The sequence below is a fragment of the Prevotella sp. khp7 genome (assembly GCF_900109055.1).
In the GTDB taxonomy this organism is placed as follows: Bacteria; Bacteroidota; Bacteroidia; order Bacteroidales; family Bacteroidaceae; genus Prevotella.
The window spans coordinates 708,245-722,910 of record NZ_FOIV01000001.1; the positions used below are offsets into that span (position 1 = coordinate 708,245).

At 49.8% G+C, this 14,666-nt stretch carries 12 protein-coding genes; 8 read left to right on the top strand and 4 right to left on the bottom strand.

What is annotated here, in order from left to right; all coding sequences use genetic code 11:
- The first annotated feature begins 6 nt into the window (after positions 1–6).
- The 3 genes from radA to BMX82_RS03085 all read left to right on the top strand — a co-directional run bounded on the left by radA (position 7) and on the right by BMX82_RS03085 (position 3,390).
- Entirely contained in the window at positions 7–1,392 is a 1,386-nt protein-coding gene (gene radA / locus BMX82_RS03075) for a DNA repair protein RadA (RefSeq protein WP_091765956.1), read from the top strand.
- A gap of 151 nt (positions 1,393–1,543) precedes the next feature.
- Entirely contained in the window at positions 1,544–2,818 is a 1,275-nt protein-coding gene (locus tag BMX82_RS03080) for a phosphoglycerate kinase (RefSeq protein ID WP_091765958.1), read from the top strand.
- Positions 2,819–2,988: 170 nt separating this feature from the next.
- Positions 2,989–3,390, top strand: coding sequence for a hypothetical protein (locus BMX82_RS03085; RefSeq protein ID WP_143058300.1), 402 nt, complete (start codon positions 2,989–2,991; stop codon positions 3,388–3,390).
- Between the two features lie 18 nt (positions 3,391–3,408).
- On the opposite strand, the gene BMX82_RS03090 is transcribed toward BMX82_RS03085, so the two are convergent.
- Genes BMX82_RS03090 through mutA form a run of 3 tightly spaced genes read right to left on the bottom strand, consistent with a single transcriptional unit; the run spans position 3,409 to position 8,527 of the window.
- Positions 3,409–4,452 carry an NAD(P)/FAD-dependent oxidoreductase gene (locus BMX82_RS03090; RefSeq protein ID WP_091765961.1) on the bottom strand — a complete coding sequence of 348 codons (1,044 nt, stop codon included), beginning with the start codon at positions 4,450–4,452 and terminating at the stop codon, positions 3,409–3,411.
- Positions 4,453–6,618 carry a methylmalonyl-CoA mutase gene (scpA, locus tag BMX82_RS03095; RefSeq protein WP_036913170.1) on the bottom strand — a complete coding sequence of 722 codons (2,166 nt, stop codon included), beginning with the start codon at positions 6,616–6,618 and terminating at the stop codon, positions 4,453–4,455.
- 19 nt (positions 6,619–6,637) lie between these two features.
- On the bottom strand, positions 6,638–8,527 hold the full coding sequence (gene mutA, locus BMX82_RS03100; RefSeq protein ID WP_091765964.1) for a methylmalonyl-CoA mutase small subunit: 1,890 nt from the start codon (positions 8,525–8,527) through the stop codon (positions 6,638–6,640).
- A gap of 211 nt (positions 8,528–8,738) precedes the next feature.
- Between mutA and BMX82_RS03105 the strand changes: the two genes are divergently transcribed.
- From BMX82_RS03105 to BMX82_RS03125, 5 genes are read left to right on the top strand one after another with little or no spacing between them, the layout of a single operon-like run.
- On the top strand, positions 8,739–10,430 hold the full coding sequence (locus BMX82_RS03105) for a putative transporter (RefSeq protein ID WP_036913176.1): 1,692 nt from the start codon (positions 8,739–8,741) through the stop codon (positions 10,428–10,430).
- A 57-nt stretch (positions 10,431–10,487) separates the two neighbouring features.
- A complete protein-coding gene (locus BMX82_RS03110) occupies positions 10,488–11,429 on the top strand; it encodes an OadG family protein (protein ID WP_081911142.1) in 942 nt (313 codons plus the stop codon).
- Positions 11,430–11,446: 17 nt separating this feature from the next.
- A complete protein-coding gene (locus tag BMX82_RS03115; protein WP_091765967.1) occupies positions 11,447–11,902 on the top strand; it encodes a biotin/lipoyl-containing protein in 456 nt (151 codons plus the stop codon).
- A gap of 3 nt (positions 11,903–11,905) precedes the next feature.
- The gene (locus BMX82_RS03120) at positions 11,906–13,063 is read left to right on the top strand and encodes a sodium ion-translocating decarboxylase subunit beta (RefSeq protein ID WP_036913184.1); all 1,158 of its coding nucleotides are present in this window, start codon (positions 11,906–11,908) and stop codon (positions 13,061–13,063) included.
- The gene (locus BMX82_RS03125; protein WP_036913707.1) at positions 13,063–13,656 is read left to right on the top strand and encodes a response regulator transcription factor; all 594 of its coding nucleotides are present in this window, start codon (positions 13,063–13,065) and stop codon (positions 13,654–13,656) included. The genes BMX82_RS03120 and BMX82_RS03125 overlap by 1 nt, the downstream gene beginning before the upstream one ends.
- A 36-nt stretch (positions 13,657–13,692) precedes the next feature.
- On the opposite strand, the gene BMX82_RS03130 is transcribed toward BMX82_RS03125, so the two are convergent.
- Entirely contained in the window at positions 13,693–14,655 is a 963-nt protein-coding gene (locus BMX82_RS03130; RefSeq protein WP_177171997.1) for a LuxR C-terminal-related transcriptional regulator, read from the bottom strand.
- Positions 14,656–14,666 lie beyond the last annotated feature (11 nt).

Below are 14,666 nucleotides of genomic sequence, written 5' to 3' on the forward strand. Positions count from 1 at the left end.
CCAATTATGGCAAAAGACAAGATAGCATACGTTTGTTCCAACTGCGGCCAGGAGTCGCCGAAGTGGATAGGCAAATGCCCTGCATGTGGGCAGTGGAATACGTTTAAGGAGATACGGGTGGCTGCCGACACCAAGCAGCAGGCTGCCACTACGGCTGCCGCCTCAGCTGGCCATGCCCTGCGCAAGAACAAGGCCTTGAAGCTGAGCGATATCTCCAACCACGACGACCCTCGCATCGATATGCACGACGACGAGCTTAACCGCGTACTGGGCGGTGGCCTCGTTCCTGGCAGCATCGTTCTTCTGGGTGGCGAGCCTGGCATTGGCAAGTCCACTCTCTCGCTTCAGACGATGCTCCGCATGCCAGAGAAGCGCATTCTATACGTCAGCGGCGAAGAGAGCGCCCACCAGCTTAAAATGCGAGCCAACCGTATTCCCCATGAGGAGAGCGACCACTTCCTTATCCTCTGCGAGAATTCGCTTGAGCATATCTACGACCATATTAAAGAGGTGCAGCCCGAACTGGTTGTCATCGACTCCATTCAGACCATCATGACCGAGGATGTCGAGTCTTCAGCAGGCTCTATCGCTCAAGTACGAGAGTGCGCCTCTTCGCTACTACGTTTTGCCAAGACCAGCGGTGTGCCCGTGATCCTCATTGGGCACATCACCAAAGAAGGCACTCTGGCAGGTCCCAAGATCCTTGAACACATTGTCGACACCGTCATCCAGTTCGAGGGCGACCAGCACTACATGTACCGCATTCTCCGCTCTATCAAGAACCGTTTCGGCTCTACCGCCGAACTGGGCATCTACGAGATGCAACAGAGCGGTCTGCGCCAAGTGAGCAATCCTTCTGAACTGCTGCTTTCACAAGACCATGACGGTCTCTCCGGCATTGCTATCTCGTCGGCCATCGAGGGTGTCCGTCCCTTCCTCGTCGAGACACAGGCCCTTGTCTCTACCGCAGCCTACGGCACCCCTCAGCGCTCTGCTACGGGCTTCGACCAGCGCCGCCTCAACATGCTGCTGGCCGTGCTCGAGAAACGTGTGGGATTCAAGCTCATGCAGAAGGATGTGTTTATCAATATCGCCGGCGGTCTTCGTGTCACTGATCTCGCCATGGATCTCAGTATCATCGCTGCCGTACTGTCCTCGAATGTCGACACACCCATCGAGTCGGGCTGGTGCATGTGTGGTGAGGTGGGACTCTCGGGCGAGGTACGCCCTGTGAACCGCATAGAGCAGCGCATCGCCGAGGCCGAGAAGCTGGGCTTCACCGATATGATTATCCCCAAGCACAACCTTCAGGGTTTCGATCAGAAGAAGTTCCATATCCGCCTCCACCCTGTGCGTAAAGTCGAAGAAGCCCTCCGTGAGCTTTTCGGATAAAGCTCTTTTGCAATGCGTACCTTACAATATACAGACCGTTACGTAAAAAAAGTATAAATTCTCAATTCCCGATTCTCATTTTTCATTTCATTTTTGTAACTTTGCAGGCGTTTCAAAAATGAAGTTTTATACATATTAAAATATTAAGATCATGACAATCAACGAATTCAACTTTGCCGGTAAGAAGGCAATCGTACGTGTAGACTTCAACGTACCCCTCGATGAGAATGGTAAAATCACTGACGACACCCGTATCCGTGGTGCCCTTCCCACTCTTAAGAAGATTCTGGCCGACGGTGGTGCTACCATCATCATGAGCCACATGGGTAAGCCCAAAGGTAAGGTAGATGCAAAGAAGTCACTCGGTCAGATCCGCGAGGCTGTTGAGAAGGCTCTGGGCGTTCCCGTTGCTTTCGCTCCCGACTGCGCTAAGGCTGCTGATGCTGCTAAGGCTCTGAAGATGGGTGAGGCTCTGCTGCTTGAGAACCTGCGTTTCTATCCTGAGGAAGAGGGTAAGCCTGTAGGTATCGACAAGGCTGATCCTGCATACGACGAGGCTAAGAAGGCAATGAAGGCCAGCCAGAAGGAGTTTGCTAAGACTCTCGCTTCTTACGCTGACTGCTACGTAATGGATGCCTTCGGTACAGCTCACCGCAAGCACGCTTCTACTGCTGTTATCGCTGATTACTTCGACGCTGACAACAAGATGCTGGGTCTGCTGATGGAGAAGGAGGTTCAGGCTGTTGACGCCGTTCTCTCTAACATCAAGCGTCCTTTCGTTGCCATCATGGGTGGTTCTAAGGTATCTTCTAAGATCGGTATCATCGAGAACCTGCTCGGTAAGGTTGATAAGCTCATCCTCTGCGGTGGTATGACCTATACCTTCGCAAAGGCTCACAACGGTGAGATTGGTGATTCTATCGTTGAGCTCGACAAGCTGGATGTAGCTCTGGGTGTTGAGGAGCTGGCTAAGAAGAACGGCGTAGAGCTCGTTCTCGGTTCTGACTGCACCGCTACCAACGGTCTCGACTTCGGCACCATGAGTGTGAAGGAAGGTGCTCAGATCATCAACTGCCCTGCAAACAACGTACCTGCTGGTTTCGAGGGTGTTGACGCTGGTCCTGAGAGCCAGAAGGCATTCGCCGAGGCTATCAAGGGTGCAAAGACCATCCTGTGGAACGGTCCTGCCGGTGTATTCGAGTGCGACGCTTTCACCGCTGGTTCACGCGCCATTGGCAACGCTATCGCTGAGGCTACCAAGAATGGTGCATTCTCTCTGATTGGTGGTGGTGACTCTGTTGCTTGCGTCAACAAGTTCGGTCTGGCTGATCAGGTTAGTTACATCTCTACTGGTGGTGGTGCTCTGCTCGAGGCCATCGAGGGTAAGGTTCTCCCTGGCGTAGCTGCTATCAAAGGAAACGATTAAGCGAGTACAGTAAGAGTTTGCTCTTATTGTCGAGCGTGAGTTTTCTAGAGGCGAAGCCTCAAGGGTGAGTTAAATCTGATTAAACTCCGATTTTAAATAACCAATCAATGACCGTTCTGCATTCCGCAGGCGGTCATTGTGCTTTAAAATTCAAACTAAATTCATCAAGCATGAAGAAACTTCTTGTATCCTTAACAATGGCAGCATGCTGTTTATTGCCGACCGTAGTATTGAATAGTTGCGCCAACGAAGACAATCCCGTACAAACCCAGGAGCTGATAAAATCGAAGCTTGTAGGCAAGTGGACCATCTATTACGTAGAAGAAGGTTACGACCAGGACATGGTCGGTACCGAATGGTGGTATGATGCTGATGGCAGTTTCACCAACGTACAGGGCGAGCACTATACAGGCACAGGCACATACGAGTGGGACGGCGACCTGTTGGTAATGATTATCAACAACATGCCTTGGTCGGCCCAAGTCAAGGAAATCACCGACACCGAAATGATCTGGTACGGCCCCCTCACCGGCAAGACCATCAAACTTAAAAGACAAATCCCAGTAAATTAATACTGGGATTTTCTTGTTTTATGCACGGAAGGTCTCGCGTTTCATCTTAGCATCGAAAAGCCATTTGATGACTTTAGGATAACGCATACCCCATCGGATGAGTCGCCAGCCGATAGGACTGAAGAAGAATTTAAAGACCTTAACCTGATGCTCCATCTTACGGAATTCCTCCGCATTAGCTTCACGGAATGGTATTCCCTCTACTATGGCACGCTTGGCATTGGCAGCAGTCTTGAAAGCATCGTAAAGACCCTCGCCCGTGAGTTTATTGGCAAATCCGCCTGCATCACCGATGAGAATAACATTATCTGCTGTAGGAGGAACGGTGTTCAATGGAATATATGCACCACGAATCTGTCCTAAGGGCACGCCGAACTTAGTGAGAGTCTCACAGAACTTCGCTTTATGACGAGGGAAATCCTCGTTCGACTCTAAAGAAGCAAAACCATACATGTCACGACCTAAGCTGGAGAACTTATAAAACACTCCAGGCTTATAGTTGCTCGAGAAATGAACAAACACGTCGTTATCGGTCTCACCCTCATTGTACTGTTCAAGGAACAATGCATGCAACTTAGGAGCACCATGTATCTGACGACGGATGAGACTGCCAGCACCATCAGCGGCTATCAGATAGCGGCATGAAATCTGCTCACCAGACTTCAGAGTAACAAGGACACGACCATCTGCCTGCTGCTCAAAACGCTCGAAAGATCCCTTCATCAGTTCACCACCATGAGCCTGATAATACTGCAACAAGGCGTAATCAAAGTCCTTACGACGCGTCATGCGAATGGCATACTCCGCCTGGAACTCACATACGGGGTCGTTCTCGAACTGGCAACGCATGCGGGCGATAGGACGATATTCGTACTTGATACCAGGCAACAGCATGTCGAGCAAACGCCATGCCTTTACCGTCAGTCCGCCACCACACACCTTGTCGCGTGGAAACGACGCACGATCTACTATTAAGCAATCAACACCAGCCTGCTTCAACAGACTTCCACAAACAGAACCAGCCGGGCCGGCTCCGATAATCAGTACATCTACATGTTTCATTTATTCTTTGTCCAATAATATCTTCATCATCTCAACGGCGGCCTTAGCCACAGAAGTTCCTGGACCGAAGATGGCAGCCACACCAGCCTTGTAGAGGAAGTCATAGTCCTGAGCAGGAATCACACCGCCGGCGATGACCATGATATCCTCACGACCCAGCTTCTTCAACTCTTCGATGAGCTGAGGAATGAGGGTCTTGTGACCGGCAGCAAGCGATGAAGCGCCCACCACGTGGACATCATTCTCGACAGCCTCACGGGCAGCCTCCTCTGGAGTCTGGAACAGCGGTCCCATATCCACATCGAAGCCACAGTCGGCATAACCGGTAGCTACCACTTTTGCACCACGGTCGTGACCATCCTGACCCATCTTGGCGATGAAGATACGAGGACGACGACCTTCCTTCTCTGCGAACTCATCGGTCAGCTTGCAAGCCAACTCGAAGTCGCTATCGTTCTTTGATTCTGAGCTATACACGCCTGAAATTGTTCTGATTACTGCTTTATAACGACCTACGATCTCCTCGCAGGCATCACTGATCTCACCCAGAGTACAACGCAAGCCAGCAGCCTTTACTGCCAAGTCGAGCAGGTTGTTCTTCGACTTCTTACCTTCATTGAACTCACGAACACACTCCGTAATCTCCTTCAGGGCAGCCTGACAGGCAGCCTCGTCGCGATGAGCACGGAGCTCCTTCAGGTTCTCTACCTGCTGAGTACGTACGGCTGTATTGTCGACCTCGAGGATATCGATAGGATCCTCGTGCTCGAGGCGGTACTTATTGGTACCCACGATGGTCTGAACGCCACTGTCGATACGAGCCTGAGTACGGGCTGCTGCCTCCTCGATACGCATCTTGGGCAAGCCCGTCTCGATGGCCTTAGCCATACCGCCGAGTTTCTCAATCTCCTGAATATGCTCCCAAGCCTTGTGAACGAGCTCGTTGGTCAGGGTCTCTACATAATACGAACCAGCCCAAGGGTCGATCTGCTTGCAGACCTTCGTCTCGTTCTGGATGTATATCTGGGTGTTACGAGCGATACGAGCCGAGAAGTCGGTAGGCAGGGCGATGGCCTCATCGAGGGCGTTGGTGTGCAGCGACTGGGTATGACCCAGTACGGCAGCCATAGCCTCGATACAGGTACGACCTACATTGTTGAAAGGGTCCTGCTCGGTGAGCGACCAACCAGATGTCTGTGAGTGGGTACGGAGAGCGAGTGACTTCGGATTCTTGGCGCCGAAACTCTTCACGATCTTAGCCCACAGCAGACGACCGGCACGCATCTTGGCAATCTCCATGAAGTGGTTCATACCGATAGCCCAGAAGAATGAGAGTCGAGGAGCGAAAGCATCCACATCGATACCGGCATTGACACCAGTACGCAGGTAATCCATACCGTCGGCCAAGGTATAAGCCAACTCGATGTCAGCCGTAGCACCTGCCTCCTGCATATGATAACCTGAGATAGAGATGCTATTGAACTTAGGCATCTTCTGCGAGGTGTACTCGAAGATATCAGCGATAATCTTCATTGAGAATGCGGGCGGATAGATATAGGTGTTACGAACCATGAACTCCTTCAGGATATCGTTCTGAATCGTACCAGCCATCTCTTCCAGTTTTGCGCCTTGTTCCAGACCTGCGTTGATGTAGAAGGCCAATACCGGTAACACGCCACCATTCATGGTCATAGAGACCGACATCTTGTTGAGGGGGATACCATTGAAGAGAACCTTCATATTCTCAAGTGAGCAGATAGACACACCAGCCTTACCTACATCGCCCACCACACGGGCGTTGTCGGGGTCATAACCACGGTGCGTCGGCAGGTCGAAGGCTACAGAAAGACCCTTCTGACCAGCTGCCAGGTTACGACGATAGAATGCATTCGACTCCTCAGCCGTTGAGAATCCGGCATACTGACGGATGGTCCACGGGCGGAACGGATACATCATCGAATACGGACCACGCAGATAGGGAGGAATACCAGCAGTGAAGTCAAGGTGTTCCATACCTTCAAGGTCTTCTTTCGTATAAACGGGGCGCACCTCAATATGCTCTGGGGTCTTCCAGTTTTCTACGATTCCATTGTCTTTAATCCACTTGGCACCATCCTGAGCCTTGATGCCTGCATAGATATCTATATCTTTAAATTGTTTGCGCATAATTCAAGTCTCCTATTCTTTAGATACCAAGTTTCTGATTATATTCTTTCAAAGTCTCAAGTACGTTGCACTTGACGTGAACGAAGTTCTCGATGCCAGCGGCCTTCAAATCCTCCATGCAAGCGGGCGCACCAGCTACGACGAACATCGCACGACCATTCAAGTACTTGAAAGCAGGGATAGCATACTCGGCATACTCATCGTCACTCGAGCAGATAACCACAATATCGGCCTTAGCCTCGAGAGCGGCATCAACACCTTCCTCAACGGTCTTAAAGCCGAGGTTATCGATCACCTTATAACCAGCACATGCCAGGAAGTTACATGAGAACTGCGCACGAGCCTGACGCATGGCAAGGTTACCGATGGTGAGCATAAACGCAGTTGGCACCTTTGTCTCCTCGGTATGGATGCGCAGATTTTCGAAGTCGGCAGCCAGACGGGTAGTCTCGATAGCCTTGAACGCAACGTTCTCTTCGCCCTGATGGTGCACACCACCACAACCGCAATGGTGCTTGTAGGCGCGCTTGTTCTCGCTCTTCTCAGTAAAGTTCGGGAACTGGTTGGTACCCAGCAGGAACTCCTTACGCTTGGCAGCATCACCATGACGCTTCACGTTGGTAGCGTTGATATCGTCCTGAATGGTTCCAGCCTTGATGGCAGCCAGGAAACCGCCCTCCTCTTCTACCTTCAGGAATATCTTCCAAGCCTCGGTAGCCAGTGCATCGGTGAGGTGCTCGATATAATACGAACCTGCAGATGGGTCGACGATACGGTCGAAATGGCTCTCCTCCTTAATCAGCAACTGCTGGTTGCGAGCGATACGCTCAGAGAAATCGGTTGCCTCCTCGTAAGGTGCATCGAATGGTGTTACCACCATCGAGTGAACACTACCCAGAGCAGCACTCATAGCCTCGGTCTGCGAACGCAGCAGATTCACATAGCTATCAAACAGCGTCTGGTTATAAGTAGAGGTGGTGGCGTTGATAATCATCTTGCAAGCACAGTCGCATTTTGGCTCGTACTGCTTGACAATCTGAGCCCACAGCAGACGGGCAGCGCGGAACTTGGCAATCTCCATAAAATAGTTCTCGCTAACGCCCATATTAAACTTGATGCTCTTAGCGGCCAGATCAACATCTACCCCAGCATCGGTTAACTGCTGCAGATACTCGTTACCCCAAGCCAATGCATAGCCTAACTCCTGAACGATATAAGCGCCAGCATTGTTAAGTGCATCGCTATGAACGATGATACTGCGGAAGTTGGGATACTCCTTGAGCGACTCAGCCAGTTTGGGACCGAATGCGAGAACAGGTGTTACATCCTTACCCGTCATCACAATCTTCTTCATGGGATCCCACTCGATAGAGCCTACTATCTTTTCTTTATCATAGCCCTTCTTCTGCCAATAGGTCTTCAGGATTTCGGCGAGTTCGAGCGAATGACGCTGACAGGTAGAGAAGTTAACCTCTACACACTCGCAGTAAATGCCATCGAGCAGCGTCTCGATAGTATCCATCGAAACCATTTTACCAGGGATGTGGAAACCCAACGAGTCGATACCCTTATTCAGGATGTCGAGCGCCTTGGCATTGGCCGCCTTAGCAATCTCTTTAGATGTTGCGTTACCCGCGCCATCTAAAGAAATGTTCTGACGAACATACCATGTGTTAGAGTCCTTCTTGTTACCACGTACAAACGGGAACTCTCCTGGGAGAGCATCGGGTGTTTTCAAGTTCGCCAGGTCTTCACGGCGATAGAAGGGCTGTACATTAAAACCTTCATTAGTTCTCCATACCAAGCGCTTCTGGAAATCGGCACCTTTCAGGTCGACCTCAATCTTGTCGAGCCACTCCTGTGTGCTCGGAGCTGTAAACTCGGTAAAGAGCTTTTCTTTGTTTGCCATAGATACGTAAAATTATTATATAAGTTGTTTTAAGCTGCAATTTATTTAGGCGACAAAGATACAAACTTTTTAGACAAATCAATCAATTGAATTGTGAAAGAAATAAAAAAACGGTTTTTATTCAAAATTAAGCACACAAAATTGCATAAGTTGCGCATTTTTTAGTACCTTTGCACTCGAAATTTGAGAATAAAAAAAGTTAGTAGTATTTATGGAATCTTTTCAATGGTTGAAAGACCTGTTTACAACCACTGACACCGTGGCTCACATCACCTTGCTCTATGCTATCGTGATCGCCATTGGTGTATATATGGGAAAAATCAAGGTCTTTGGAATCTCTCTTGGTGTTACTTTCGTTTTATTTGCCGGTATTCTGGCAGGCCACATTGGATTCACAGCCCCCGCCCCGATTCTGACTTTCGTACAAGACTTCGGACTGATTCTTTTTGTCTTTATGATTGGTATGCAGGTCGGACCAGGTTTCTTCGAGAGCTTTGGTACTCAGGGCGTTAAGCTCAACGGACTGGCAGCGAGTGCTATTCTGCTGAACATCCTCGTCATGTTTGCCTGCTATTACATTTTCTTTGATACCAACGAAGTAACCAACCTGCCGATGATGGTAGGTACGCTCTATGGTGCCGTGACAAACACTCCTGGACTTGGTGCTGCCAATGAAGCACTGAACACAGTATTCCCCAATGGTGCTCCCCAGATTGCATCGGCTTATGCCTGTGCCTATCCGCTCGGCGTACTGGGTATTATCGGCGCAACTATATTAATAAGGTATATCTGCAATGTAAAGCTTGAAAAAGAAGAGGAAGAGCTGATTGCAATGGAGGAAACCAACACCAACAAGAAGCCTTACAAGATGCACTTGGAGGTAACCAACAAATACTTGGAGGGTAAGACTCTGCTGCAGGTACACGACTTCCTGAACCGCGACTTTGTGGTGTCACGCCTGGTGCACGAAGGCGAACTGTTTATCCCTAACCGTGATACCATCTTCCACATGGGCGACCAGATGCTGATTGTTTGTGCAGAAGCCGATCAGGAGGCTATCACTGCCTTTATCGGTCCCAAGCTCGACATCGACTTCGAGCAGCAGGATCAGCCTATGGTTTCAAAGCGCATTGTGATTACTAACCCGAAGGTGAATGGCAAGACACTGGCATCGCTCCACTTCTCGAGCGTTCATGGTGTTAACGTAACCCGTGTAACCCGTCACGGCATGGACATCTTCGCCTCTCCGACCCTGCCCTTGCAGGTAGGCGACCGCATCATGGTCGTAGGTCCTGAGGATGCTGTCGACAATGTGGCTGGCAAGATGGGAAACAGCCTGCGCCGTTTGGATGCGCCAAACATCGCCACCATCTTCGTTGGAATCTTCTTGGGATTGATTTTCGGTTCACTGCCTATTGCTATCCCTGGCATGCCCGTTCCTGTGAAACTGGGTCTGGCAGGTGGTCCGCTGATCATCGCTATCCTGATTGGCCGATATGGCTATAAGATTCATCTGGTAACCTATACCACCACTTCGGCAAACATGATGTTGCGAGAAATAGGACTGGTGCTCTTCCTGGCCTCTGTAGGTATCAAGGCTGGAGCCAACTTCTTCGAGACAGTAGTACAGGGCGATGGTTTGCTCTATGTACTGACAGGTTTCCTGATTACCATCATACCTATCTTGATAGTCGGTCCTATCGCACGCATGAGGTTCAAGTTCAACTACTTTACCATCGCTGGTATGGTGGCTGGTACCTATACCGATCCCCCCGCACTGGCTTACGCGAACAGCATCTGTTCAAAGGAGGCTCCTGCATTGGGATATTCGACGGTCTACCCGCTCGCAATGTTCCTGCGCATCTTCACGGCACAGATCGTCGTGCTGTTCTTCTGCGGATAGGAATTAGGTATATAACTAGACATAAACATAAATATAATAATACACCTAAACAACAACATGAACAAGTACAGACTTCTGCTCTGCAGTATGATGTTGATAAGCGCCTCGGCGAGTATGGCTCAGGGAGCCAGGAATATTCGAATCAGCGAGGTGCTTACCAACAATACTGCCAGCATTCAGGATGAGTTCGGTGAACGTGAGGCGTGGATTGAGTTGGAAAACATCTCGTTTACTACCTACAATATCCGCGGCATGTATCTTACCACCGACCGGCATGTCCTTGACAAAGAGATGAGCGTCCCCGAACGTATCAAGCGCATGAGTGTAATCCCTAACGGTGACCCTCGTACGCAGATCGGCGGTAGACAGCATCTGGTATTCTTTGCAAACTCTACCCCTACCAAGGGTAAGTTGCACCTCTCACTTCCCGTTCCTATCTCGGAACCTGTATGGATTGGCTTCTACAATGGTAATGCTGTGGAACTGATCGACTCTGTTACGGTACCCGCACTGGCTGCCGACCAGAGCTATGCACGCCATGGTAACAACTGGAGCATCAAGAAAGCTGAAAACGTCACGCCCGGTATTGAGAACTTTATCAAGACCGACGAGACGAAAGACGCCAAACTGAAGCGCGAAGACCCCCACGGATTCGGCATCACTCTGCTGGCCATGGGTATCGTATTCTTCTGTCTGGCCGTCCTGTTCATCTTCTTCTGGTTCTTCGGATTGATTATGGCGCACCTTGACACTGCAAAGAAGGTTGTCAACACACAGCCTATTAAGACAGTGACCAAGACGGTAGAAGTAACTCACGACATCGCCCATGCTACAGGCAACCTCCTGCAAGACGGTCTTAAGACCAAGGGCATCGACAAGGAGCTTTACATAGCCGTCATCTCCATGGCACTCAAGCAGTATCAGGAAGACGTACACGACGTAGAAAGTGGTATCATCACCATCAAGGCAAGACAGTCTGGATGGAATATTATTAAATAACTTACAGATTAAGAGATATGAACAAGTATCAATATAAAGTACAAGGCGTCGATTACGACGTAGAAATAGAAGAAGTAGAGGGTAACGTAGCCAAGGTGAACGTAAACGGCATCCGTTTCGACGTAGAACTGAAGCAGCCCATCAATCCTACCAGTTCGCTGAAGAAGGTGCGTATAGAGGCACCCAAGCCCGTGGCTCGCCCCGCAGTGGCTCCTGCCGCTGCTGCCCCCGCCGCAGCTCCTGCTCCATCTGCAGCTGCCGGTTCTTCTGTAAAAGCACCACTGCCAGGCACCATCATCGATGTGAAGGTCAACGTAGGCGACAAGGTGAACGTTGGTGATACCGTACTCGTACTCGAAGCTATGAAGATGCAGAATAACATAGAGTCAGAATATGCAGGAACCGTTACCTCCATTGCTGTCAAGCAAGGCGAGAGCGTCATGGAAGGTTCAGTTCTTTTAACCATCGGATAAGCTATGGATTTAGGACAGTTTATCATACAGAACTTTCATGAGTTTCTGACTTACACGGCTTTTGCAAATGCCACAGTCGGAAACCTGATCATGATTGCGGTGGGGGCCTTCTTCATCTGGCTGGCCATCAAGAAAGACTTCGAGCCTCTGTTGCTCATTCCTATCGGACTTGGTATCATTCTCGGCAATATTCCTTTCCGAGCAGATGCCGGTCTGGAGATCGGACTCTATGAAGACAATTCCGTGCTGAACATATTCTATCAAGGTGTACGCCAAGGCTGGTATCCACCTCTGATATTCCTGGGCATCGGAGCCATGACCGACTTCACGGCGCTATTGGCTAATCCAAAGCTCATGCTCATTGGCGCTTCAGCCCAGTTTGGTATTTTCGGAGCATACATGGTGGCCCTTGCCATGGGCTTTGAACCTTCACAGGCTGCCGGTATCGCTATCATTGGTGGTGCCGATGGTCCTACAGCTATTTTCCTCAGTTCTAAACTCTCACCCAACCTGATGGGTGCCATTGCCGTATGTGCTTACTCTTATATGGCTCTTGTACCCGTGATTCAGCCATTCATCATGCGTCTGCTTACCACCAAGAACGAGCGCGTCATCAAGATGAAGCCTGGGCGTAACGTGTCACAGACTGAGCGTATTCTCTTCCCGATCATCGGACTGTTGCTGACCACGTTCATCGTGCCATCAGGTCTGCCTCTGCTGGGTATGCTCTTCTTCGGCAACCTGCTGAAAGAAAGTGGCAAGACCACCCGCCTGGCAAAGACCGCTGGAGCAGCCCTCAATGATATCGTAGTCATGCTGTTGGGTCTCACCGTAGGTTGCTCGACTCAGGCTTCTGAGTTCCTGACCTTCAACACCATCAAGATATTTGCACTTGGCGCAATGGCCTTCATGATTGCTACCGCATCAGGCGTATGCTTCGTCAAACTGATGAACCTCTTCTTGCCTGAGGGTAAGAAACTGAACCCGCTGATTGGTAATGCCGGTGTCAGTGCCGTACCTATGGCTGCACGTATCAGTAACAACCTCGGTCTGGAGTACGACCGCCACAACTTCCTGCTCATGCACGCCATGGGTCCGAATGTTGCAGGTGTCATCGGCTCTGCTGTTGCCGCAGGTGCTTTATTAGGATTCTTATCATGATGCAAGGAAGACCGAAGGTTGCTATCATCGATCCCAACACGCTCTCATCGCTGGGATTAAAACAGATGTTACAGACTGTCATGCCCATCATGACAGTCGACACCTACGGTTCTTTTCTTGAGCTAGAGGCCAACCACCCGGAGAAGTACTTCCACTTCTTTGTCGCTATGAGCATTGTTCTGGAGCATAAGGAGTTTTTCATGGCGCATCGTCGCAAGACCATCGTACTGACGCTCAGCCTCGACACCATGTCACAGCTCTCCGAGTTCCACTGTCTGTGTATCAATGTTCCCGAACAAGAACTGGTACGCTCACTGCTGATGCTCGAGCAGCATGCTCATGGGAAGGGTGAGAACCTGCCACCGATGCCAAAGGTGCTAAGTCAGAAGATTCTTACCGACCGTGAGATCGAAGTGATGAGTCTTATTGTTCAGGGCTATATCAACAAGGAGATAGCCGACAAACTCAATATTGGTCTGGCAACAGTCATCACCCATCGTAAAAACATCATGGAGAAACTGGGCATGAAGAGTGTTTCGGCACTAACCATCTATGCCGTCATGCATGGCTATGTCGACATCAACGCCATATAAAACAAAAAATCCCCGCCGCAATGGTGGGGATTTTTTTTATAGTTTCACACTACTTATATCAACAAGTCCGTTTACGATGGCATAAATCGTCAAGCCTGCAGGAGAATGTATCTGGAGCTTGCGGGCTATGTTCCTTCTGTGCGTAATCACTGTGTTGATAGAGATACACAGGTGGTCGGCAATCTCCTTATTCGCCATCCCCTGTACCAATGCGACAATCACATCCTTCTCACGGTCAGAGAGGGCATCCTGATTCTGCGCAACGCCATTCTTGAACACCATGTCTGAGATATTCTTCGACACATCATTCTGCTTGGTCATCTGCTCCAGACGACGAATGGCAGGCACGAAGATATGATCCTCCACCTGTGCATGCTGACGCAGCCAGGCCTCGTTGTCGTAGATATCATGCAGGGTTGCCGTAAGCTGGTTATTATGCAAGCCGTCCTGAGGCAGATACTTGATAATAAGCAGTTTCAACTCACGCAACTTCTTGTCGGCAGCACCATGATGCTTCGAGAATGTCTCTACATTATAATCATTGGCCGGCCGTCCTTCCAGCAATGTCTGCACATAAGGGAACAGTGTTTTCTGCTCGTACTGCATATGACGACGTATCTCATGGGCGTATTCGTCGTAGAATCGCAGTATCAGTCTGGCCAACGAGTCATCTTCGTTCAGCGACTCAGAAAGTTCTCGGCGTATAAAGGGCAACTGGAAGTCAAGGAAATAGGCGTGACTGGCTTCCAGATAATGCATCAGCGTAGGAACACTGATCTGCTCATCGGCATCAAACTCACCATAACCGTTGATGGTATAGTTGACCACAGCCAGGAAAGTATAGGTATCTACATTATTATCCTCACATGTCTCTTTCACGGTCTTATCACCGAAGCCAAGACTGATGCCGAAACTGCCAAGCGACTGCAGCAGGTCATAATTATCGCGGATCAAAGAGATCATCTTATCGTCCGCTTCATACATCTTTTGATTCTTCATCTTTTGTATGT